Annotated in this window: 22 protein-coding genes; 9 read left to right on the forward strand and 13 right to left on the reverse strand. The window is 74.6% G+C overall.

Features of this window, described 5'->3' with window-relative positions; translation table 11 throughout:
* Positions 1 to 61: 61 nt before the first annotated feature.
* From urtA to CLV72_RS15645, 3 genes are all read right to left on the reverse strand, one after another.
* Positions 62 to 1,285 carry an urea ABC transporter substrate-binding protein gene (gene urtA / locus CLV72_RS15635; protein WP_245930225.1) on the reverse strand — a complete coding sequence of 408 codons (1,224 nt, stop codon included), beginning with the start codon at positions 1,283 to 1,285 and terminating at the stop codon, positions 62 to 64.
* A gap of 139 nt (positions 1,286 to 1,424) precedes the next feature.
* Positions 1,425 to 1,979 carry a TetR-like C-terminal domain-containing protein gene (locus CLV72_RS15640; protein WP_170140995.1) on the reverse strand — a complete coding sequence of 185 codons (555 nt, stop codon included), beginning with the start codon at positions 1,977 to 1,979 and terminating at the stop codon, positions 1,425 to 1,427.
* Entirely contained in the window at positions 1,972 to 2,787 is an 816-nt protein-coding gene (locus CLV72_RS15645; protein ID WP_106246418.1) for an alpha/beta fold hydrolase, read from the reverse strand. The genes CLV72_RS15640 and CLV72_RS15645 overlap by 8 nt, the downstream gene beginning before the upstream one ends.
* A 208-nt stretch (positions 2,788 to 2,995) precedes the next feature.
* Between CLV72_RS15645 and CLV72_RS31780 the strand changes: the two genes are divergently transcribed.
* The 3 genes from CLV72_RS31780 to CLV72_RS15660 are packed head-to-tail and all read left to right on the forward strand — an operon-like array spanning position 2,996 to position 5,162.
* Entirely contained in the window at positions 2,996 to 3,880 is an 885-nt protein-coding gene (locus CLV72_RS31780) for a TIGR04222 domain-containing membrane protein (RefSeq protein ID WP_170140996.1), read from the forward strand.
* Positions 3,877 to 4,695: an MbnB/TglH/ChrH family RiPP precursor modification enzyme gene (locus tag CLV72_RS15655; protein ID WP_106247071.1), complete on the forward strand. Its 819-nt coding sequence runs from the start codon at positions 3,877 to 3,879 to the stop codon at positions 4,693 to 4,695. The genes CLV72_RS31780 and CLV72_RS15655 overlap by 4 nt, the downstream gene beginning before the upstream one ends.
* Positions 4,692 to 5,162, forward strand: a complete 471-nt coding sequence (locus CLV72_RS15660; RefSeq protein WP_106246420.1) for an SCO6045 C-terminal-like domain-containing protein — start codon at positions 4,692 to 4,694, stop codon at positions 5,160 to 5,162. The genes CLV72_RS15655 and CLV72_RS15660 overlap by 4 nt, the downstream gene beginning before the upstream one ends.
* Positions 5,163 to 5,182: 20 nt before the next feature.
* On the opposite strand, the gene CLV72_RS15665 is transcribed toward CLV72_RS15660, so the two are convergent.
* Together CLV72_RS15665 and add are read right to left on the reverse strand one after the other, a co-directional pair.
* Positions 5,183 to 5,584 (reverse strand): hypothetical protein, encoded by a 402-nt coding sequence (locus CLV72_RS15665; protein ID WP_106246423.1) that lies wholly within the window; start codon positions 5,582 to 5,584, stop codon positions 5,183 to 5,185.
* On the reverse strand, positions 5,581 to 6,627 hold the full coding sequence (gene add, locus CLV72_RS15670) for an adenosine deaminase (RefSeq protein WP_245930226.1): 1,047 nt from the start codon (positions 6,625 to 6,627) through the stop codon (positions 5,581 to 5,583). The genes CLV72_RS15665 and add overlap by 4 nt, the downstream gene beginning before the upstream one ends.
* 152 nt (positions 6,628 to 6,779) lie before the next feature.
* Here add and CLV72_RS15675 point away from each other — a divergent pair, with 152 nt between their 5' ends.
* A complete protein-coding gene (locus CLV72_RS15675) occupies positions 6,780 to 7,832 on the forward strand; it encodes an aldo/keto reductase (protein ID WP_106246428.1) in 1,053 nt (350 codons plus the stop codon).
* 10 nt (positions 7,833 to 7,842) lie between these two features.
* Here CLV72_RS15675 and CLV72_RS15680 read toward each other — a convergent pair whose 3' ends face one another.
* Both CLV72_RS15680 and CLV72_RS15685 read right to left on the reverse strand, forming a co-directional pair.
* Entirely contained in the window at positions 7,843 to 8,769 is a 927-nt protein-coding gene (locus tag CLV72_RS15680) for a LysR family transcriptional regulator (protein ID WP_170140997.1), read from the reverse strand.
* Between the two features lie 325 nt (positions 8,770 to 9,094).
* Entirely contained in the window at positions 9,095 to 10,105 is a 1,011-nt protein-coding gene (locus tag CLV72_RS15685) for a helix-turn-helix transcriptional regulator (protein ID WP_106246432.1), read from the reverse strand.
* Positions 10,106 to 10,192: 87 nt separating this feature from the next.
* Here CLV72_RS15685 and CLV72_RS15690 point away from each other — a divergent pair, with 87 nt between their 5' ends.
* Positions 10,193 to 10,678 (forward strand): pyridoxamine 5'-phosphate oxidase family protein, encoded by a 486-nt coding sequence (locus tag CLV72_RS15690; RefSeq protein WP_106246435.1) that lies wholly within the window; start codon positions 10,193 to 10,195, stop codon positions 10,676 to 10,678.
* Positions 10,679 to 10,690: 12 nt separating this feature from the next.
* Here the strand turns inward: CLV72_RS15690 and CLV72_RS15695 are convergent, their stop codons facing one another.
* Together CLV72_RS15695 and CLV72_RS15700 are read right to left on the reverse strand one after the other, a co-directional pair.
* A complete protein-coding gene (locus tag CLV72_RS15695; protein WP_106246438.1) occupies positions 10,691 to 11,344 on the reverse strand; it encodes an alpha-ketoglutarate-dependent dioxygenase AlkB family protein in 654 nt (217 codons plus the stop codon).
* A gap of 15 nt (positions 11,345 to 11,359) precedes the next feature.
* On the reverse strand, positions 11,360 to 11,878 hold the full coding sequence (locus tag CLV72_RS15700; RefSeq protein WP_106246441.1) for a YhgE/Pip domain-containing protein: 519 nt from the start codon (positions 11,876 to 11,878) through the stop codon (positions 11,360 to 11,362).
* Between the two features lie 335 nt (positions 11,879 to 12,213).
* Here CLV72_RS15700 and CLV72_RS15705 point away from each other — a divergent pair, with 335 nt between their 5' ends.
* On the forward strand, positions 12,214 to 14,010 hold the full coding sequence (locus CLV72_RS15705) for an AMP-dependent synthetase/ligase (protein ID WP_106246443.1): 1,797 nt from the start codon (positions 12,214 to 12,216) through the stop codon (positions 14,008 to 14,010).
* Here the strand turns inward: CLV72_RS15705 and CLV72_RS15710 are convergent.
* Positions 13,942 to 15,006, reverse strand: a complete 1,065-nt coding sequence (locus CLV72_RS15710; RefSeq protein WP_106246446.1) for a cation diffusion facilitator family transporter — start codon at positions 15,004 to 15,006, stop codon at positions 13,942 to 13,944. The two genes, CLV72_RS15705 and CLV72_RS15710, sit on opposite strands and share 69 nt — an antisense overlap.
* Positions 15,007 to 15,247: 241 nt before the next feature.
* Between CLV72_RS15710 and CLV72_RS15715 the strand changes: the two genes are divergently transcribed.
* Genes CLV72_RS15715 through CLV72_RS15725 form a run of 3 tightly spaced genes read left to right on the forward strand, consistent with a single transcriptional unit; the run spans position 15,248 to position 17,502 of the window.
* Complete coding sequence (locus CLV72_RS15715; RefSeq protein WP_106247073.1) at positions 15,248 to 16,078, forward strand: putative RNA methyltransferase; 831 nt, start codon at positions 15,248 to 15,250, stop codon at positions 16,076 to 16,078.
* A 54-nt stretch (positions 16,079 to 16,132) separates the two neighbouring features.
* A complete protein-coding gene (locus CLV72_RS15720; protein WP_106246448.1) occupies positions 16,133 to 16,702 on the forward strand; it encodes a dihydrofolate reductase family protein in 570 nt (189 codons plus the stop codon).
* Entirely contained in the window at positions 16,699 to 17,502 is an 804-nt protein-coding gene (locus CLV72_RS15725; protein ID WP_106246450.1) for an alpha/beta fold hydrolase, read from the forward strand. Before CLV72_RS15720 ends, CLV72_RS15725 begins: the two co-directional genes overlap by 4 nt.
* Here CLV72_RS15725 and CLV72_RS15730 read toward each other — a convergent pair.
* The 3 genes from CLV72_RS15730 to CLV72_RS15740 form a co-directional block, all read right to left on the reverse strand.
* Complete coding sequence (locus tag CLV72_RS15730; protein ID WP_106246452.1) at positions 17,489 to 18,139, reverse strand: YigZ family protein; 651 nt, start codon at positions 18,137 to 18,139, stop codon at positions 17,489 to 17,491. The two genes, CLV72_RS15725 and CLV72_RS15730, sit on opposite strands and share 14 nt — an antisense overlap.
* A gap of 107 nt (positions 18,140 to 18,246) precedes the next feature.
* Entirely contained in the window at positions 18,247 to 19,548 is a 1,302-nt protein-coding gene (locus tag CLV72_RS15735; protein WP_211302880.1) for a lytic polysaccharide monooxygenase, read from the reverse strand.
* Positions 19,549 to 19,898: 350 nt separating this feature from the next.
* Positions 19,899 to 20,564 carry a lytic polysaccharide monooxygenase auxiliary activity family 9 protein gene (locus CLV72_RS15740; protein ID WP_245930228.1) on the reverse strand — a complete coding sequence of 222 codons (666 nt, stop codon included), beginning with the start codon at positions 20,562 to 20,564 and terminating at the stop codon, positions 19,899 to 19,901.
* Between the last annotated feature and the right edge of the window lie 294 nt (positions 20,565 to 20,858).

Here is a 20,858-nt window from a genome sequence, read left to right on the forward strand (position 1 = left end):
GGCGCGGGCGTGGGAGGAGAGGAGGGTTCGGCCCGTGCCGCCGGGGAGTTCGGGGGAGGGGTCAGCCGGCGGCCAGGTCCGCGGCCCAGGGGTAGCCCTCCAGATAGGGGTCGGGCTCGATCGGCTCGCCGGAGTTCCAGACCTCCTCGATCGTGCCGTCGGGCTGGACGATGCCGATCCTGGCCACCTTGAAGACGTGCTGGGTGTCGCCGTCGATGGTGATCTCGCCCTCGGGGGCGGCCAGGCTGATCCCGGCCGCCGCCTCGCGCACCGCGTCGGCCTCGAAGGAGCCGGCGGCCTCGGCCGCCGCCGCCCACAGGTAGACGGCGTTGTAGGCCGACTGCATCGGGTCGGAGGTGACGCGGTCCTCGCCGTAGGCGGCCTGGAAGGCGGCGACGAACTCCTCGTTGGCCCCGCCCTCGGTGGTCTGGTAGTAGTTCCAGGCCACCGGGTGGCCGGCGATGTTGTCGGGGCCGATGCCCGCGACCTCCTCCTCGGCCACGCTCACCGAGAGCACCGGCATGTCCTCGGCGGTGATGCCCGAGGAGACCAGCTGGGTGAAGAACGCGACATTGCTGTCGCCGTTGAGGGTGTTGAAGACGGCGTCGGGCTCGGCGTCGGAGATGCCGTTGATCAGGGTGGTGTACTCGGTGTGGCCGAGCGGGGTGTACTCCTCGCCGACGATCTCCATGCCGTTGGCCTCGGCGTAGGCGTGGATGATCTGGTTGGCGGTTCGGGGGAACACGTAGTCACTGCCGACCAGGTAGATGCGGGTGTGGCCCTCCTCGCGCAGGTAGTCGAGCGCGGGCACGATCTGCTGGTTGGTGGTGGCGCCGGTGTAGAAGATGTTGGGCGAGCTCTCCAGCCCCTCGTACTGCACCGGGTACCACAGCAGCGCGTTGTTGCGCTCGAAGACCGGCAGCATGGCCTTGCGGCTGGCCGAGGTCCAGCCGCCGAAGACGGTGGCGACCTGGTCCTGGGCGATCAGCTTCTGGGCGCGTTCGGCGAAGATGGCCTGGTCGGAGGCGCCGTCCTCGATGATCGGCACGATCTGGCGGCCCAGCACCCCGCCCGCGGCGTTGATCTCCTCGATGGCCAGCAGTTCGGCGTCGCGGACGGTCACCTCGCTGATGGCCATCGTGCCGCTGAGGGAGTGCAGGATGCCGACCTCGACGGTGTCGCCGTCGGCTCCGGCTGCTCCGCCGCAGGCGGCGGAGGCGAGCAGTACGGCGGCGGACAGGGCGGACAGTAGGCGTCGCGGTGTTCTTCGCGTGGGCTGGCGCACCTGGCGGGCCTCCTCAGCGGCCGGGGATCAGGTTGCGCATGAGTCTGACGAGGCCGTATTTCCGCTCTGGGTCCCGTGCGTTACGGCGTTGTTCCGCGTTCCGCCCTTGCGTGGCGCGGACGCGCCGCCCGCGGGGCCGTCAGGCGGGCAGGCTGGCGGTGACCATCGCGATCAGCCGCTGGTAGCTGTCGTCCAGGTCCTCGGGCAGCCCGAAGCCGCCCGCGAGTTCCAGGGAGGTGAAGCCGTGCACGGCGGCGCGCAGCCGGCGGGTGGCGTGCACGGCGTCGGCGCCGTGCAGGCCGTAGCCGCGCAGGACGGCGAGGAACACCTCCATCAGCCGCTGCCCGGCCTCGGCCTGGGCCGGCTCGTGCAGCGGGTCCAGCGGCATGGCGGCGTAGCGGTGCGGGTGCTCGCGCACGTAGGCGCGGGTGGCGCGCATCAGCGCGGCGACGGCGTCGTCGCGGGAGAGCCCCATCACGGCGGCGCCCAGCCGCTCGGCCAGGTCCTCCACCAGCCGGGCGCCGACCAGGACGCGCAGCTCGCCGAGGCTGCGCACGTGCTTGTACAGCGAGGGCACCGCCACGCCGGTGCGCTTGGCCACGGCGGCCAGGGTGAGGGCGTCGGGCCCGCCGCCGTCCAGGACCGCGAGCGCGGCGTCGACCACGGCGGCCGGCGACAGCCCCGCCCTAGGCACGCACGGCCCCGGCCAGGAAGGAGACGACGGCCGGCGCGACCTCGCCGGGGCGCTCGATGTGCGGGTAGTGGCCGGCCCCCTCGACCAGGTGCACGGTGACGGACGCGGCCGACGGCGCCAGCCGCCGCTGGGCCAGACGGGCCTCGGCGGCGGGGTCGGGGAAGTCGGGGTCGGCGGTGCCCATGACGACCAGGGCCGGGCAGCGGACCTCGGCCATCCGGGCGTTCGCGTTCGCCTTGGACGCGTTGCCCACGCCGCGGAGCGCGGTGAGCCGGCCCGGTTCGGCCAGCTTGGCGCGCATGGCGTCGGTGTAGACGGCGAGGTCGTCCGGCCGCCCGCCCTTGTACAGCGAGGGGTAGAAGACCTTGGCGAACAGGGTCGGGCTGCGCATGATGACGCCGGCCGCCAGTCGCAGCAGCGGGCTGGTCTTCGGCTCGCTCACCCACGGGGCGATCAGCGTGATCGAGCTGACGGCGTCGGGCGCCTCGGCGGCCGCCCACACCACGGGGGCGGGGGAGAAGGAGTGGCCGATCAGCGCGGCGGGGCCGCCCAGGTGGCGGACGAGCGCGAGCAGGTCGGCGCCGGCCGCCTCGGGGGAGTAGTCGGCCCAGCCGGTGCTGGACTCGCCGTGGCCGCGCAGGTCGACGGTCGCCACACGGTGGCCGGCTTCGAGCAGGGCGGGGACGAGGAAGCGGTAGCTCGCCCGCACGTCGCCCATGCCGGGCGCGCACACCACCAGGGGGCCCTTGTCCGGGCCGGTGAGTTCGTAGGCGAGTCTGCCGCCGGGAACGTCGAGGAACTGCGTCATGATCGGCCTCCAGGGCTCATGTTGATAGCTGTAAAGCTAACAGCATTAGCTTCGCCTGGCAAGGGCGCGTCCGCGGGCCCCGACGGGCGCACCGGCACCGGATCCGCAACTGGACCGTTATCGGCCGACCGGAACGCCGGCGGCCCCGATGCCTTCTCATGGTCAGGGGCGGACCGGCCCCCACCGGAGCCGCGGCGCAGGAGGGTCCATGGGCGTATCAGGGGCGACCTGGGGCATCCCCGGCCCCGTGTTCCTCGCCGGATACATCGCGCTCGCGCTCGCGCTGGTCATCATCGCGGTGCTGGTGCGGTGGTTCGCCTTCCGCGGCACCCCCGCCTCCGCCCACCCGCACCCCTACGAGCTGGCCTTCCTGGCGGGCGGACGCCACCGCGCGGCGCTCGCCTCCGTCGCCGTGCTGCGGGCGCGCGGGGCGATCGAGGTCGCCGCCGGCGGCCGGCTGCGGCCCACCGGGCAGGCGGCCGCCGACCCCACCCCACTGGACTCCGCCGTCATGGCGGCGCTGCGCGGCCCCACCGGGCCGACGGCGAGCGGCCTCGCCTCCGAAGACGGCGTCCGCGCCGCACTCGACCACGTCGAGCAGCGGCTCGTCCAGCGCGGCCTGGTCCCCTCGCGCCGGGACCGGCTGATGGTCCGGCTGGCCGGCCTGGCGCTGGGCCTGGTGGTCGCCCTCGGCGTGGTCCGCTTCGCCGCCGGCATCGTCAACGGCGCCCCCGTCGAATTCCTCCTCGGCGCCGTCATCGCCTCGGCCGTCGCCATGTGCTACCTGCTCTCCCAGCCGGTCGCCACCTCCGCCGGACGCGACCTGGTGCAGGCGGCCACCGCCGCCTCCCGCCACCTGCGCCCGAAGATGAACCCCGCGATGGCCACCTACGGCGTCGCCGGCGCGGCCGTCGCGGTGGCGCTGTTCGGCGGCCCCGCCCTCATCGGCCTCGACCCCGCCTTCGCCGACGACGGCCGGCTGAACAGCGGCGCGGACGGCGGCAGCGGCGGGAGCGACGGCGGAGGCGGCGGGGGCGGCGACGGCGGTGGAGGCGGCTGCGGTGGCGGAGGCGGCTGCGGGTGCGGCGGATGACCCCGCCCGAACTGGGCGTCGGCATCGGCTGGCGCCCCGAGATCGCCGGCTTCGTCGCCGCCCTGCCCGGACTGCGCTTCACCGAGGTGATCGCCGAATCGGTCGACGCCGACCACCCCGACCCGCAGCTGCTCGCGCTGCGCGAGCGGGGCGTCACCGTGGTGCCGCACGGTGTGCGGCTCTCGCTCGGCGGCGCCGAACCGGTGCGCCCCGAGCGGGTCGCCCTGCTGGCCGACCGGGCGCAACTGCTGGAAGCGCCGCTGGTCAGCGAGCACATCGCCTTCGTGCGGGCCGGCGGCCTGGAGGCCGGCCACCTGCTGCCGGTGCCGCGCAACCGCGCCGCCCTCGACGTGCTCGCCGACAACATCCGCCGCACCACCGACGCCCTACCGGTGCCGCTGGCGGTCGAGCCGATCGCCGCCCTGTTCGACTGGCCCGACGCCGAGTACGACGAAGCCGGCTTCCTCACCGAACTGCTCGACCGCACCGACGCGCTGCTGCTGCTCGACGTGGCCAATGTGTACGCCAACGCCCGCAACCGGGGCGAGGACCCGCTCGACCTGATCGAGCGGCTGCCGCTGGAGCGGATCGCCTACTGCCACGTCGCCGGCGGCGACGACCGGGAGGGCGTCTACCACGACACCCACAGCCATCCGGTGCCGCCCGAGGTGTTCGGCCTGGTGCGCGAGCTGTGCGCGCGGCACCGGCCACCCGGCCTGATGATCGAGCGCGACGGCGCCTACCCGTCCGCCGCCGAACTGCGCGGCGAACTGGACGCCCTGGCCGACGCCGCCGGGCTGCCCCGCGTCACATGAGCGCGCCGTCCGACGGCGGCCGCGCCGCCCTGGCAGCCGCCCAGGAGCGGCTGCTGCGCGCCCTGGTCGCCGGGGCCGAAGCGCCCGACGGCTTCGACCGCGAGCGGCTGGCCGTGGCCGCCCGCGCCCTGCTGCGCAAGCGGGCCGCCGGCGTCGCGCGGGCCTGGCCCCGGCTGGCGCACGGGTACGGCGAGCGCTGGCCCGAGGTCTTCGCCGAGTGGGCCGCCGCCCGCCCCACCGCCGGCGCCTGGCGCGACGGGTGGGACTTCGCCCGGGCGCACCGTGCGGCGCTGCCACCGCCGGCCGCCCGGGAGCTGGCCGGGCAGGAGTGCCGCTGGCGCTACGACGGCGCGGCCGACCCGCGTCCGCGCCGCGGCCCGGCGCTGCGCCGGGTGCCCGGCGGTGTGGTGGTCGGCCTGCTCGGCCGGACCGCCGCGTTCGTGCGGGACGCCCCCCGGGATCGGTGAGCGGGCGCGGCGCCGCCGGCTCAGGGCTGCCGCTCCCTGGTCCGCTCCGCCTGGATGCGCCAGGACTCCCGGCTCAGCGAGGAGGCGCGCGCCAGCGACGCCTTGACCGAGCGGTCCTGGTCGAGCAGTTCGTCCATGATCTCGGCCAGGCCGGTGATCGGCAGGCCGAAGGCGGCGTGGTGGGAGGCGCAGATACCCGCGATGAACGGCTCCACCTCGGTGGGCCGCAGCACCAGGGTGCGGCCGTCGGTCGTGGTGACCTCGTACTCCTCGTCCTGGCCGTCGTCGAGCGGAGCGAGGGTGATGACGCCGACCAGTTCGGCGAGCTTGAGCAGATCATGGCGGAACGGGCGGGTGCCGCGGCCGGTCTTGGTGGCGCTCAGCACCGCGAGCATGTACTGGTCGTCGCGGCCCAGGTTCATGGGGCGAGACTACGCCGGGGCCGATCATCACGTGAAGATCCGCCGGCCAGCCAGCCGTCGATGCCCGCGTGCAGCTCAGCGCGCACCCGCGTGGGGGCGAAGGACGCGTCGGCGGCGGTGCGGGCGAAGCCGGCCAGCTCGGCGTCGCCGTAGCCGAACGCGTCGCGCACCCGCCGGTACTCCTCGGCCAGGGTGGTGCGGGCCGCCGCCGGCACGTCCGTGTTCAGGGTCACCGCGAGCCCGGCCGCCACCAGCGCGGGCAGCGGGTGGGCGGCGAGCGAGGGCACCAGGCCCAGGGCGACATTGGACGACGGGCACAGCTCCAGCGGGATCGCGCGCTCGCGCAGCTCCGCCACGGCCGCGGGGTCCTCCAGCACCCGGAAGCCGTGTCCGATCCGCGCGGCCCGGCCGAGCCCGACGGCCTCGCGCACGCTCGCCGCGCCCGCGCACTCGCCCGCGTGGTGCACCAGCCGCACGCCCGCCGCGGCCGCCGCGTCGACCACCTCGGCGAACGGCGCCAGTGGGTGGGACTCGTCGCCCGCCACGCCGATGCCGACCACGCCCCGCGGCGCGTAGCGCAGCGCCAGGTCCAGGGTGCGCCGGAACCGCGCCGCCGAGCGGCGCCGGGAGTGGTCGAGCAGCACGCCGAACTCCACCCCGTGCGCGGCGCGGCCCCGCTCCAGCCCGGCCAGCACCGCCGCCAGCGGCATCTCCAGGTCGCCCAGGCGCTCGCCGTGCGAGGCGGCCGTGAAGGTCACCTCCACGTAGCGCACGCCCTGCGCCGCCTCGTCGGCCAGGAACTCCTCGGCGACCCGGGTGAAGTCCTCCGGCCGGCGCAGGCAGGCGCGGACCAGGGCGTTGTGGTCGGCGAAGGCGCGGAAGCCGTCGAAGCCCGCCACCGGCGGCGGCTCGGGCGGCACCGCGCCGACCGCCGCCGCGATCTCGCGCAGCGTCGCCTGGCGCACCGCCGCCTCCAGGTGGACGTGCAGATGCGCCTTCGGCAGCAGGGCCAGGTCGCGGCCGGTGCGGGAGGGGTCGGGCACGGCGGCGAGCCTACCCGGCCGGGCGGCGGATCCGATCATGCAGCCGCACTGCACGCTGCGTTGCCCGTTCCGGCGTTGATGGCCCGGAGCCGGGCGGCCACAGTGAGAGCCGTCCGGACCTGCTCCGGACGCACCGACGACGGAAGAGAACGATGCGATACAAACTGCTGGGCCGCACCGGCATCCGAGTCTCCGAGCTGTGCCTGGGCACGATGACCTTCGGCGAGGCGTGGGGCTGGGGAGCGGCGAAGGAGGAGAGCGGACGCATCCTGGAGGCCTTCGCCGAGGCCGGCGGGAACTTCATCGACACCGCCAACCGCTACACCGACGGCGAGAGCGAGAACATCGTCGGCGAACTGATCGCCGGCGACCGCGACCACTGGGTGCTGTCCACCAAGTACGCGCTGAACACCCGCCCCGACGACCCCAACGCGGGCGGCAGCCACCGCAAGAACCTGGCCCGGTCTCTCGACGCCAGCCTCAAGCGCCTGGGGACCGACCACATCGACCTGTACTGGGTGCACATCTGGGACGCCTTCACCCCCGTAGAGGAGGTGATGCGGGCCCTCGACGACGCCGTGCGCGCCGGCAAGGTGCTCGCCGTCGGCATCTCCGACACCCCCGCCTGGCTGGTGTCCCAGGCCAACACCATCGCCGACCTGCGCGGCTGGACCCCGTTCGCCGGACTCCAGGTGCCCTACAACGTGGTCGAGCGCACCGTGGAGCGCGAACTGCTCCCGGTGGCGCGCGGCCTGGACCTGACCGTCACGGCGTGGGGCCCGCTGGCCGGCGGCCTGCTCACCGGGCGCTACGGCACCGACCGGCCGCGCCCCGACAGCGGGCGCATCGCCGGCCAGAGCAGCTACTCCGACCTGTTCCTCAACGAACGCAACCTCCGGATCGCCGACGCGCTGAACGCGGTGGCCGAGGCGCGCGGCGTCTCCACGGCGCAGGCGGCGATCGCCTGGGTGCGCGCCCAGCAGCACCGCGCCTCGATCGTCCCGATCGTCGGCGCGCGCACCGCCGAGCAGATGGCCGCCAACCTCGGCGTGCTGGACGTGCACCTCACCGAGGAGGAGCTGGCGGCGCTGGACGAGGTGAGCCGGATCGAGGCCGGCTTCCCGTACGACTTCCCCGGGCGGCGTCTGGCCTACGGCGACACCTTCGACCTCATCGACGCGCCCGGGCTGAAGATCGACGCCTGAGGGCGCGCGCTCAGCCCTTGGTCCACCCCAGGTCCGCGCCGGTCCGCGCCGCCACGGCGGCGAGCCCGCGGACCTGGGGTGTGTCGCGCTCCGGCGGCCAGACCGGCACGCACACGACCGGCGGCAGGCCGACCAGCGGAAGGGTGACCGTGCCCTCGATCGGGAACAGCCGCGGCAGGTCGGCGATGACCACGTGGACGAGATCGCCGTCGGCCATCACCCGGGGCAGGTCCTCCAGGTAGTGCGCGTCCCGGTGCACCCGCCGGATCGGCCGCCCGCCCGGCGTGGCGGCGGGCGTCCACGCGTCGGCGTACTGCGGGTGGCCCGACGGGAAGAGCACGTCGTGGTCGGCCAGTTCCTCGACGTCCACGACGCTGCGGCGCGCCAGCGGATGGTTCGGCGGCATGATGACCCCGCGCGGCTCGCGGCGCACCACCGGACCCGAGCGCAGCCTCCCGGGCACCAGCGGCGGATCGCCCGGCGACCAGAGGAAGAACAGGTCGACCTCGAACTCGTCGCGCTCCAGCCAGCGGTAGAGGTCGTTGGGCGGGTGGGTGGAGGCCACCAGCCGAGGGGCCGGGTCGGCGGCGGCGAAGGCGGCCAGCAGCGTCGGCTGCACCTCGGAGAACAGGGTGCTGGCGAAGCCGACCCGGATGACGGCGGTGGCCGTCGTCGGATGCGCCGCCTGCTGCGCCTCGCGCAGGCCCTCGCGCAGCCGCTGGTAGGCGGGGGCGAAGTCCGCGAGCAGCCGGCGACCCAGCGGGGTGAGCCGCACCCGCCGGCTCGACCGCTCGAACAGGGGGGCGCCCACCCGCCGTTCCAGTACGCGGACGGTCTGGCTGATCCGGGACGGACTGATGTGCAGGCGGCGTGCCGCCCGGCCGAAATGAAGTTCCTCGGCCACGGCCAGGAAGGCCTCGACTTCTCTCATCTCCATGATATCCGTATTCTGACACTCCAGACCGAATGTCATCCGAAATGCGGTCGCCGTTCCAGTGGTTTCATCGGGCTGCCGCAGGACGATTCGGTCCGATGATCTTCACGGCGCCGTCGGCGGGGCCGTGAGCGGGCACTCCCCGCCGCGGGGCCGGGCCGTGCGCAGAGCTTAGGCCACCGGACCCGCCGAGCCGTCAGGGACTTCGCTCGCGGTCGCGAAGCGGGAAGGTCCATTCGGCACGCGCCCGTTCCCGGACCGGCGGGGACCTCGGCGCGTTCCGCATGTCGCTCCGTGCCAAGCCGGACGGAGCGCGCCGGACCGGGGCTCAGCCCGGCAGGGGAGGCGCGGCGTTGCGGCGGGCGATCGCGGCGCCGAGCGCGGCCAGTTCCGCGCGCAGGCTCGGCGGCTCCAGCACCTCCACCTCGGCGCCGAGCGCGACGAGCTGGGACAGGGCGATGTCCAGGGACTCCACGCCCACCTCCACCGGCCGCCACCCCTCGGCGTCGGGCGGCCCGGCCGCCTCGGCGGCCTCCGCCGCCGCCAGCGAGCCCAGGACGTGCGGGAGCCGGCGCAGGCCGAGCGGGCTCAGCCGCAGGCGCACGCGGTCGCGCAGCAGGGTGCCGTCGAAGCGCACGGCCGACTCCGCCCACCACTCGGCCAGGTCGAAGCCTGCCGGACGCTCGAACCGCTCGCCGCCACCGGCTTCGGCCGCCGCGACCCGCGCGACCCGGTAGGTGCGGACCGGAGCGTCGGCGCCGCCGGTGCCGTCGGGCACCCGCGCCACCAGGTACCACATCCCGGCCTTGAGGACGAGGCCCAGCGGCTCCACGAGCCGGCGCACCGACCGGTCGCCGCGCCGGTACTCCATCGCGATCCGGCGCTGCTCCCACACCGCCTCGGCCAGCGCGCCCAGGTGCGGCAGTTCCTCGCGCCGCTGGAACCAGCCCGGCGCGTCCAGGTGGAAGCGCTCGCGGATCCGGGTCGCCCGGCCGCGCAGCTCCGGCGGCAGGGTGGCCAGCACCTTGGCCTGCGCGGCCACCAGCACCGTACCCAGCCCCAGCTCGGCCAGCGCGTCGGGCGCACCGCCCAGGAACAGCGCGCCCGCCTCCTGCGAGGTGAGCCCGTCCAGCCGGGTCCGCCAGCCCTCCACCAGCCGGAACCCGCCGCCCGGCCCCGGCTCGGCCCACAGCGGCACCCCGGCCGCCTGCAGCGCCGCGACATCGCGGTAGACCGTCCGCTCCGAGACCTCCAGCGCCGCCGCCAGGGCGGCGGCCGTGGCCCCGCGCGGCTGCCGCTGCAGGGTCAGCAGCAGGGCGACCAGCCGGCCGGCGCGCATGGGCGGCCTCCTTCGTACAGGATCTCAGCGGCGACACAGCTTAAACCCTGACCGCGGATGTCAGGGATAGGGCGCCATGCTCGGGCCATGACTTCTTGGCATGAGTTCGAGCGGGCCGCTCCCGAGCTGGCGGGGACGGCCAGGGCGCGCTTCGACGCCTTCGGCGGCCTGGCGCTGGTGGCGACGCTGCGCAGGGACGGATCGCCGCGGATCAGCGGGATCGAGGTGACCTTCGCCGGAGGAGAGCTGTGGATCGGGATGATGCCGGGCTCCCGCAAGGCCGAGGACCTGCGCCGCGACCCGCGGCTGGCCCTGCACTCGGCGTCGAGCGACCCGAAGATCCCCGACGGCGACGCGAAGCTGTCCGGGCTCGGCGTGCCGGTGGAGCCGGGCGAGGCGTGGCGGGAGTACGCGGCGCTGATGAAGGACGCCATCGAGCACCCCGTGGACGAGTGGTTCCCGGCCTTCCGGGTGGACCTGCGCGAGGCGTCGACGGTCCGGGTGGCCGGAGACCGGCTGGTGATCGACGTCTGGAAGGAAGGGGAGGCGCCCCGGCGGATCGAGCGGCGCTGACCGGCGGCGCGGTCAGCCGGGCCCGGCGCCCAGGCCGCTGACCCGGATGGTGATGTTCAGCCGCCCCGACGTGAGGCCGCCGCGCGGGTCGGCGGTGCCGGGATGGATCCGGGGCACGCCGTGGTAGGCGAGCCGCGCCGGGCCGCCGAAGACGAACAGGTCGCCGCCGCGCAGCTCCACGTCGGTCCACGGCCGGCCGCGCCGCTCGGTGTTGCCGAAGCGGAAGACGCACGCGTCGCCGAGACTGAGCGAGACCACCGGCGCGGCCGAGCGCTCGTCGCTGTCGCGGTGCAGGCCCATGGCGGCGTCGGCGTCGTAGAAGTTCACCAGGGCGACGTCGTAGCGCTCGGCCACCGCGAAGCCGGCGGCGGCCGCGCCGCGCGCGGCCAGCGCGCCGAGCACCGGCGGGAAGGGCTTGACCGGCTCCCCGTCCGGCAGGGTGCGCCGGTAGCGGTAGGGCGCCCAGTGCCGGCCGAGGCTGACCATCCGCACGCTCATCCGCCCGCCGCCCGGGGTGGTGTGCCGCACCATCCCGGCCGGGGGCCGCGCCCACTCCCGGCAGGCGTCCACCAGCTCGCGCTGCTCGGCGAGGTCCAGCCAGCCCGGCAGGTGCACGGCCCCCGGGGCCACGGTGACGGGGCCCCGGGGGAACAGCTCATCGGTCACGTTGTCACGGTGCGGTCACTTGGTGACCTTCGCGACGCGGTTGCCAAGGTCGATCTGGTTCGCCTCTATGGCGGAAAGCTTGCTGGAAATCGACTTGATCAGGTCGGACTGCTCGCGCGCCTCCATGTACTGCAGGCTGACCTTGCTGTGGACCTCCTTGAGGTCGTACGCAAGAGCGCCAGTCCGATGATCCAACTGCTCCATCCGGTCGTTGAGACCGTTCACGCTGGTGTCGAGCGTGTCCATGCGCTCGTTGAGTCCGCTCACGCTGGTGTCGAGCGTGTCCATGCGCTCGTTGAGTCCGCTCACGCTGGTGTCGAGCGTGTCCATGCGCTCGTTGAGACCGTTCACGCTGGTGTCGAGCTTGGTGTCCAGTTTCTCCATGCGGTCCGCGAGCCGGTCCTGACCGGCCAGGATGCGATTCAGACCCTCGAACATCGCCGTCGACACGCGCTGCTGCTCCACCACCAGGGTGCGCAGCAACTCGCCCTCCTGCTCCACGCGGTCCATCCGCGCCTCCACGTCGGTACTCACCGTGCTCCTCCAGAACGATCTCAGCGTACGTCTCGGTCATCCCGGGGCGCTGGTCGACGGCCCGGGCGATGGCCCAACGCTACGAGAATTCGAGGATGAACGAGTCGATCAACTTCCCGTCCGTACCGATTTCGCGGCTATCACTCCTCTGTCCGCATGTGGCCATGGCGGTCACCGCTGTGCGGATTCCGGACAGTACGCCCGGGTCATGATCGTCTGCCCGCCCGTCGCGCCGCCTGTCCGGTCCCGCGCCGCGCGGTGAATCGTGACTACCATCGTGGATCGGCCCCGAGCAGCGGTCCTGCTCCGGCGGCCCACCGGCGGAAGGGGGTCGTATGCGCCAGTACTCCGCGAACGCCCCGGAGGACGAGCGCTTCAGGGGGCTCACCGACCTGATCTACGCCAATGCCAAGGAGGCGCCGCACGACGCGGTGTTCAGCAGGCGGGTCGGCGGCGAGTGGCAGGACGTCACCACCACCGCCTTCCTGCAGGCCGTGGTGGAGGTGGCCCGTGGCCTGGTGGCGACGGGCATCATGCCGGGCGACCGCGTCGCCCTGCTCTGCCGCACCCGCTACGAGTGGCCGCTGGTGAACTTCGCGGTCTGGGCGGTGCGGGCCGTGCTGGTGCCGGTCTACCCCACCGCCTCGGTCGAGCAGCTGCGCTGGGTGCTCGGCGACTCCGGCGCGGTCGCCGTCGTGGTCGAGACGGCCGAGGACGCCGAGAAGGTGGCGGCGGCCCGGACCGGCCTGCCGGGCCTGTCGCACGTGTGGCGGCTGGACGCGGGCGTCCTCGGCCAGCTCACCGAGGCCGGCCGCTACCTGGACCCCAATGCCGTCAACGAGCTCAGGCTCGCCGCGACGCCCGACGACACCGCCACCATCACCTACACCTCGGGCACCTCGGGGATGCCCAAGGGCTGCACGCTCACGCACGGCAACTTCCTGCGCGAGACCCAGACCGCGATGGGAGCGGTCGAACCGCTGCTGGAGCGCATGCGCGAACTGGGGGAGCCGCGCTGCACGCTGCTGTTCGTCCCGCTCGCGCACGTGCTCGGCCACGTGGTGCAGATCGGCTGCGTGCGCGCCCGGGTGCGCGTCGGGCACACCCCCGACACCAGCGCCCTCTCCGCCGACCTGGCCGACTTCCGGCCCACCTTCCTGCTCGCCGTCCCCTACGTGCTGGAGCGGCTGGTCGGCGCGGCCCGGCGCCGGGCGGAGGAGGCGGGCCGCGCCAAGGCCTTCGACGGCGCGGTCGCCGTGGCCGCCGCCAACGGCCGCACCCGGGGCAGGCTCGGCCGCTGGGACCGCATCCGCTACGCCGCCTACGACCGGCTCGTCTACAACAAGATCCGGGCGGCCCTGGGCGGCCGGCTGCGCTTCGTGCTCACCGGCGGCGCCTCGCTGGCGCCCCGGCTGCACCACTTCTTCCAGGGCATCGACATCCGGGTGCTGGAGGGCTACGGCCTCACCGAGACGACCGCCGCCATCACCCTCAACACCCCTGCGCACACCCGGGCCGGCACGGTCGGCCGCCCGCTGCCCGGCGTCACCATCGGCATCTCCGACGACGGCGAGGTGCTGGTCAAGGGCGAGCACGTCTTCCGCGGCTACTGGCGCAACGCCGCCGCCACCGACGCCGCCTTCATCGACGGCTGGTTCGCCACCGGCGATCTCGGCCGGCTGGACGACGACGGCTACCTCACCATCACCGGCCGCCGCAAGGAGCTGATCGTGACCAGCGGCGGCACCAACGTGGCGCCGGTCGCGGTGGAGGACCACCTGCGCGCCCACCCGCTGATCAGTCAGGCGATGGTCGTCGGCGACAACCGGCCCTACCCGGCGGCGCTGATCACCCTGGACGCCGAGTACCTGGAGTACTGGAAGATCGTCAACCGCAAGCCGCTGTCGGCCACCCCGGCCGAGCTGGCCGCCGACCGCGAGCTGCTGGCCGAGCTGCAGCAGGCCGTCGACGCGGCCAACCTCGCGGTCTCCCGGCTGGAGTCGGTGCGCGCCTTCCGCGTGCTGGACCGCGACTTCACCGTCGACAACGGCTACCTCACCCCGTCACTCAAGCTGCGGCGCACGGCGATCGAGACCGACTTCGCCGCCGCCATCGCCGCGCTCTACCGCTGAGCCGGCGCCGGCCGGGCTGACCCGCACCATCGCGTCGGCCAGCCGGGGCACCGATCCGATCAGCGCGCGGCGCACCCGCTCGGCCAGCTCGTCGGCGGCGGGCAGGCTGAGCGCGGGATCGGCCAGGACGACCGCCTCGGCGCGCAGCCGGTTGCCGATCCAGCGCAGCCGCAGCTCGGCCAGGCCGGCCACCCCGGGCGCGGTCAGCGCGGCGGCGCGGGCCGCGTCGGTGCGCTCGGGCTCCACCGCGTCCATCAGCCTCCAGTAGACCTGGAGGGCCGCCGACCGCAGCACACCGAGGATCAGCACGCAGATCGCCAGCGCCGCGACCGGGTCGGCCAGCGGCAGCCCGAGCGCGACGCCGCCCGCCCCGGCCACCACGGCCAGCGAGGTGAGCCCGTCGACGCGGGCGTGCAGCCCGTCGGCGACCAGCGCGGCCGAGCCGATGCGGCGGCCCACCCGCACCCGGTACAGCGCCACCGCCTCGTTGCCGAGGAAGCCGACCAGCCCGGCGGCCGCCACCCAGCCCAGGTGGTGCACCTCTGCCGGCTCCGCCAGCCGCCGCACCGCCTCGAAGGCGGCCCAGGCCGCCGACGCGGCGATGGCCAGCACCACGAAGACGCCCGCCAGGTCCTCGGCGCGGCCGTAGCCGTAGGTGTAGCGGCGGTCGGCCGGGCGGCGCGCGGTGAGGAAGGCGATGCCCAGCGGTACGGCGGTGAGCGCGTCGGCCAGGTTGTGCACGGTGTCGGCGGCCAGCGCCACCGAGCCGGAGGCGGCCACCACGGCCAGCTGGGCCAGGAAGGTGGCGCCCAGGCCGGCCAGCCCGATCCAGACCGCCCGCATGCCCTCGGCCGAACCCTCCACGGCCGCGTCCAGGGAGTCGGCGTGGCCGTGCGTGTGCGGGCTGAGCCAGTGCCCGAGCGTATGACGCACCCGCCGCCACCGGCCCGGTCGGCCGGCCGTGCGCGCCTCGGCGTGCCCGTGTCCCGTTCCCATGCCGTGAGGGTCGCACGTCAGGTCCATTGCGGCGACGAGGCAGCTGGACGGCCTGCGCAGCTGCGGTACCATCGCGGTTCGCCCACCCGTCCGACCTGCGCGGCCGTCCCGGCCGCGCCGCGGTGGGCCCGGGGCGGGCGAGCGACATCACACCATCCGGTCCACCGGTGGAAGGGGGGGCGCGGTGCGGTCGGACGGAGCCGCGCCCGGCGCCGGCCCAAGGGCGGGCGCGGCGGCGGCCCTGGCCGCGCTGCGCTGCCCGCTGTGCGGGCGGCCGCTGCGCGCGGCGGGCAGCTCGCTGCGCTGCCCGGACCGCCACAGCTTCGACCGGGCCAGGCAGGGCTATGTGAACCTGCTGCCCGGCGGCGCCGACGCGGCCACGGCCGACACCGCGCCCATGGTGGCCGCCCGCGAGAGCTTCCTGGCCGCCGGCCACTACGCGCCGCTGACCGCCGCCGTGGCGCACGCCGCCGCCCGGGCGGCACCGCCCGGCGCGCTCGTGCTCGACGCCGGTGCGGGCACCGGCCACTACCTCGCCGCCGTGCTGGACGCCCTGCCGGGCGCGGGCGGCCTGGCCCTGGACCTCTCCAAGTACGCACTGCGCCGCGCCGCCCGCGCGCACCCCGCGATCACCGCCGCCGTGTGGGACCTGTGGCGGCCGCTGCCCGTCGCCGACGGCGCCGCCGGGCTGGTGCTGAACGTGTTCGCGCCCCGCAACCCGGCCGAGTTCCGCCGGGTCCTGGCCCCCGGCGGCGCCCTGCTGGTGGTCACCCCCACCGCCGACCACCTCGCCGAACTGGTCGAGGCCGTCGGCACCCTCACCGTGGACGCCGACAAGGACGCCCGGCTGGAGCGCGCGCTGGCCGGGCACTTCGCCCCGGCCGGGCGCACCGGGCACCGCCACCGCGCCGTGCTGGGCGCCGACGACGTCGAACGCCTCGTCCGGATGGGGCCGACAGCCCACCATCTGGGCGCGGACGAGCTGAGGGAGCGGATCTCCCGGCTAGAATCCCACGGGCCCGGATTCGCGGTCACCGTCTCGTGCACGCTGTCGCTGTACCGCCCGGCCTGACCCGTCGACCGCCGGGCCCCACCCCGCACACCTCAGGAGACAGGCCGCTTCCGCATGCGCAGACTCGTCTACTACGTCGCGACCACCATCGACGGGTTCATCGCCGCCCCCGACGGGGGCATGGCCGCCTTCCCGACCGAGGGCGACCACATCGAGGCGATCATCGCCGAGTACCCCGAGACCATCCCCGGCCACATGCGCGACCAGATGGGGCTGGACGCCCCCAATCGGCACTTCGACACCGTCGTGATGGGCCGGGGCACCTACCAGCCCGCCGTCGACCTCGGCGTCCCGAACCTCTATCCGCAGCTGCGCCAGTACGTGGTCACCCGCACCATGGAGCGCAGCCCTCACCCCGCCGTCGAGCTGGTCACCGGCGACCCGGTCGCGAAGGTCAGGGAGCTGAAGGCCGAGGACGGCCTGGACATCTGGCTGTGCGGCGGCGGCGCCCTGGCCGGGGTGCTGTACCCGGAGGTCGACGAGCTGTTCGTCAAGATCAACCCCGTCGTCTTCGGCTCCGGCACCCCGCTGTTCGGCATGGACTTCCAGCCGTCGGCCTTCGAGCCGGCCGGCACCACCGCCTACCGCAGCGGCGTCGTGACGGCCCGCTACCTGCGGCCGTGACCGCGCCCGTGGAGGCGTTCGCCACCGTGCGCGGGCTGCGCCTGGCCTACCTGGACCACGGCGGCCCCGGCACTCCGCTGCTGGTGCTGCACGGCCACTTCGGCCGGGCCCGCCACCTCGCCTACCTGGGCGGCGCGCTCGCGCCCGGGCACCGGGTGATCGCGCTGGAGCAGCGCGCCCACGGCCGCAGCGGCCGCGACGGCGACCTGAGCCCGGACGCCTACGTGGCGGACGCCGCCGCCTTCCTGCGCGGGCTCGGCACCGGTCCGGCGGTCGTGCTGGGCCACTCCATGGGCGGCGTCGTCGCCTTCCGGCTGGCCGCCAGGTACCCCGAGCTGGTCAGCGCGCTGGTGGTGGAGGAGGGCGGCGCCTGCAACCGGCCGCCGGAGGTCCCGCACCCCGTGCTGGACGTGCGCGGCTGGCCCCGGCGTGCCCCCACCCTGCGCGGCCTGGCCGACGCGGTGCGCGCGCAGGGCGTGCCCGACCCGGCGTACTTTCTGGAGAGCGCCGCGGAGTTCCCCGACGGCTGGGGCTTCCTGTTCGACTACGAGGACATGGTGGAGTCCCAGCGGCTGCTGGTCGGCGACTGGTGGGCCGACTGGCTCGGCTCGTCGTGCCCGGCGCTGCTGGTGCACGGCGCCGACAGCTCCGTCCTGCCCACCGCCGTGGCCCGCGAGATGGCGCGGCGGCGTCCGGCCACCCGGCTGGAGGTCTTCGAGGGCTGCGGCCACTGGGTGCACGACGACGACCCCAGCGGCTTCGCCGCGGCGGTGCGGCGGTTCCTGGTCACCCTGGACTGAGCCGCCCGTCCTCCTCCGCGGGCCGTTCGCGGACGGCCGAGCCCGTCACGGCCCAGCGGGCCCGGCCGCCGACGGACTCGGCGAGCCAGGAGGCGAAGGCGTCCAGCTCGGGCTCGGCGACGGCGGCGGCAACGGTCAGCCCGGCCCCGCCGTAGTCGGTGTCCACCACCTCGAAGCGCGAGGCCCGCAGGGTGCTCTCCAGCCGGCCGGCGTCGGCGTAGTCGGCGGTCACCGCCACCAGCAGCACCCGGCGCAGCTCCAGCAGCCCGACCTTGTCCAGCGCGGCCGACACCGCGCCGCCGTAGGCGCGCACCAGCCCGCCCGCGCCGAGCTTCACCCCGCCGAAGTAGCGGGTGACGACCGCCGCGACCTCGGTCAGCTCCCGGCGGCGCAGCACCTCCAGCATCGGCATACCCGCGGTGCCCGAGGGCTCGCCGTCGTCATTGGAGCGCTGGACGCCGCCGTCGGCGCCGAGCACGTAGGCGGTGCAGTTGTGGGTGGCGGTCCCGTGCAGCCGCCGCCGCTCGGCGATGAAGGCCCGCGCCTCCTCCTCGGTGCGCACCCGCCGCAGCGCGCACAGGAAGCGCGAGCGCCTGATCTCCAGTTCGTGCTCGCCGTCGCGGCCGATGGTCCTCACCCGCCGACTATCGCAGGCCGGGGCGGGGCGCGGAGGGGCGCGCCCCGCCCCGGGTCTGGCCGTTCCACCGGGACGGGGCGCGCAGGGACCGCCTGACCGGGGTCGGATCAGGCGGTGGCGCAGGTGGCGCCGTTGAGGGTGAAGGTGCTGGGCGCCGGGTTGCCCGAGGCGGTGGTGGCGTTGAAGCCCGCCTCGACCGAGCCGCCCGGCTGGATGGTGCCGTTCCAGCTCGCGCTGCGTGCGGTGACGACCTGGCCGGACTGGCTCCACGTCGCCGACCAGCCCTGGCTCACCGTCTGGCCGCCGCCGAAGGAGAAGGACAACTCCCAGCCGTTGACGGCCGTCGTGCCGGTGTTGGTGATGCGCACCGTGCCGGTGAAGCCGCCGTTCCAAGTGCTGCCGACGCTGTACTGCACCCGGCAGGGGCCGGTCGTCGGCTGCGCGTTGGTGCTGGCCGCCACCGACGGCGAGGCGGGCGAGCGGTTGCCGGCCGCGTCGCGGGCCACCACGTAGAAGGTGTAGTCCGAATCGGGCTCCAGTCCGGTCACCGTCGCCGAGTTGGTGGTGGCCGTCGCCACCAGCTGGTCGCCGCCCGCGGCCGCGCGGTAGACGTCGTAGCCCGCCACCCGCCGGTCATCGGTGGAGGCGGCCCAGCTCAGGCCGATGGTCGAGCCGGTCGCGCCGGTGACGGACGGGGTGCCGGGCGCGGTCGGCGCCTGGGTGTCGGGCTCCTCGTTCCCGCCGGTGAAGACGACGTCGGAGCAGTTGTAGAAGGCCTCGGGGCTGTCCGAGCGCTCCCAGACGGAGTAGATGACGTGCCGTCCGGTGCGTTCGGGCAGCACCGCGTTCCAGGTGTACTCGGCGCCGTGCGGGCCGCTGCCGTTGATGGGCGGGTTGGTGACCTCGTCGAAGACCTCCAGGTCGTCCCAGCGCAGCGGCTGCGAGGGGTCCCAGCCCTGCGGGGTGACGTACTGGGTCCAGGTGCCCGGATGCGCCGCCCAGGCGTTGTAGCGGAAGGTGATGGGGGCGCCGGACTCCAGGGTGGTGGTGGGCCAGTCGGGGTGCGGCATCCGGTAGGCGGCGAAGGTCGCGCCGGGGCCGCAGAGGTTGCCGTCGGGGATGACCTCCTCGTGCCGGCCCGCCGAGTCCGACAGCAGGTTGCCGAACCAGTTCCACAGCGGGGTCTTGCCGCCGATGCGCACGGCTTCGGCGCAGGCCGGGTTGGTCGGGTTCAGGTCGCCGCCGTTGCCGCCGGCGAGGCCGTCCACATAGCAGGCGTAGGTGCGGGTCGCCGGGTAGGTCATGCCGCCGTGGGCCAGGGCCGGTGCGGTCGGCGCGACGAAGGTGAGCGTGCCCGCCACGGTGGCGAGTGCGAGGCTCAGTGCGGTCCAACTGCGTCGTCGGTTCAATGAGACTCCTTGCGTGCGGAGCGTCCGGGGGAGAACCAGAGCGAGTTGGGAGCGCTCCCACAAGCGAAGGGGTGGCAGGCGCCGTCCGGTCGCGTGAGGGTGCGGAAGGCGCCACTTGCCGTGGGAACGCTCCCACGCGCAGTGCAACACCGCTGGTCAGAGCTGTCAAGACGGTTAACGGCATGTGACGGACGTGACCGTAAATAGGGAGGTGCCGAAATCCGGTGGGCTACGCACCGTCAGCCGCCCGCGTGGACGGGCGGAGGTCCGGGCGTGCGGGCGGCTGGGCCGCGGACCTCCGCCCCGCGCGCGGGCGCCGGGATCAGAGCGCCCGCGCGCTGCGGGAGACGTCAGTTGAAGATGACGTCAGAGCAGTTGTAGAAGGCCTCGGGGCTGTCCGAGCGCTCCCAGATCGAGAAGATGATGTGCTGGCCGCTGCGCTGCGGGAGCCTGGCGTTCCAGGTGTACTCGCGGCCGTGCGGGCCCTGTCCGTTGATCGGCGGGTTGGTGACCTGGTCGAAAAGCTCCAGGTCCGACCAGCGCAGCGGCTGGTTGGGGCTCCAGCCCTGCCGGGTCACGTACTGGTACCAGGTGCCGGGGTGGTGCGCCCAGGCGTTGTACCGGAAGGTGATCGAGGCGCCGGAGCGCAGCGTGGTGGTCGGCCAGTCGGAGCGGGCCAGCCGGTAGGCGGCGAAGGTCGAGCCGGGGCCGCACAGGTTCCCGTCGGGGATGACCTCGCGGTGGCGTCCGGCCGAGTCCGAGAGCAGGTTGCCGAACCAGTTCCACAGCGGAGTCTTGCTGCCGATGCGCACGGCCTCGGCGCAGGCCGGGTTGGTCGGGTTCAGGTCGCCGCCCTGGCCGCCTTCCAGGCCGTTCACATAGCAGGCGTAGGTGCGGGTGGCGGGGTAGGTCATGCCGCCGTGCGCGCTCGCGGAGCTGGCCGGCAGGCCGATCGCGAGCAGGCCAGTCAGCGCGGCGAGAGCGCCGAGGGCGGTCCAACTGCGTCGTCGAGCCACGTGGACTCTCCTCCTTGGATGCGGGCGTCCGCGGGCCGGCCGCGGACGATGTCTGCATGGGAGCGCTCCCAGCCACTCCGTACCGATCCGTGCCTTGGGGGCGACACGGGGAGGGGCGGGACAGCGGTCCCACCGCGACCTCAACACCGCTCACTCGGCGTGTCAAGCGCGTCACGTTCCCGTACGGCGCCGCTCGGCCCAATACGGCGGTGCCGAAACCGGGCGGGACTACCCGCCGTCAGGGCGGTCGGGGCCGTGCCGTTCGGTAGTCGTCCGATCACATGACGGTGCGGA

Source organism: Allonocardiopsis opalescens, from assembly GCF_003002095.1.
In the GTDB taxonomy this organism is placed as follows: Bacteria; Actinomycetota; Actinomycetes; order Streptosporangiales; family Streptosporangiaceae; genus Allonocardiopsis; species Allonocardiopsis opalescens.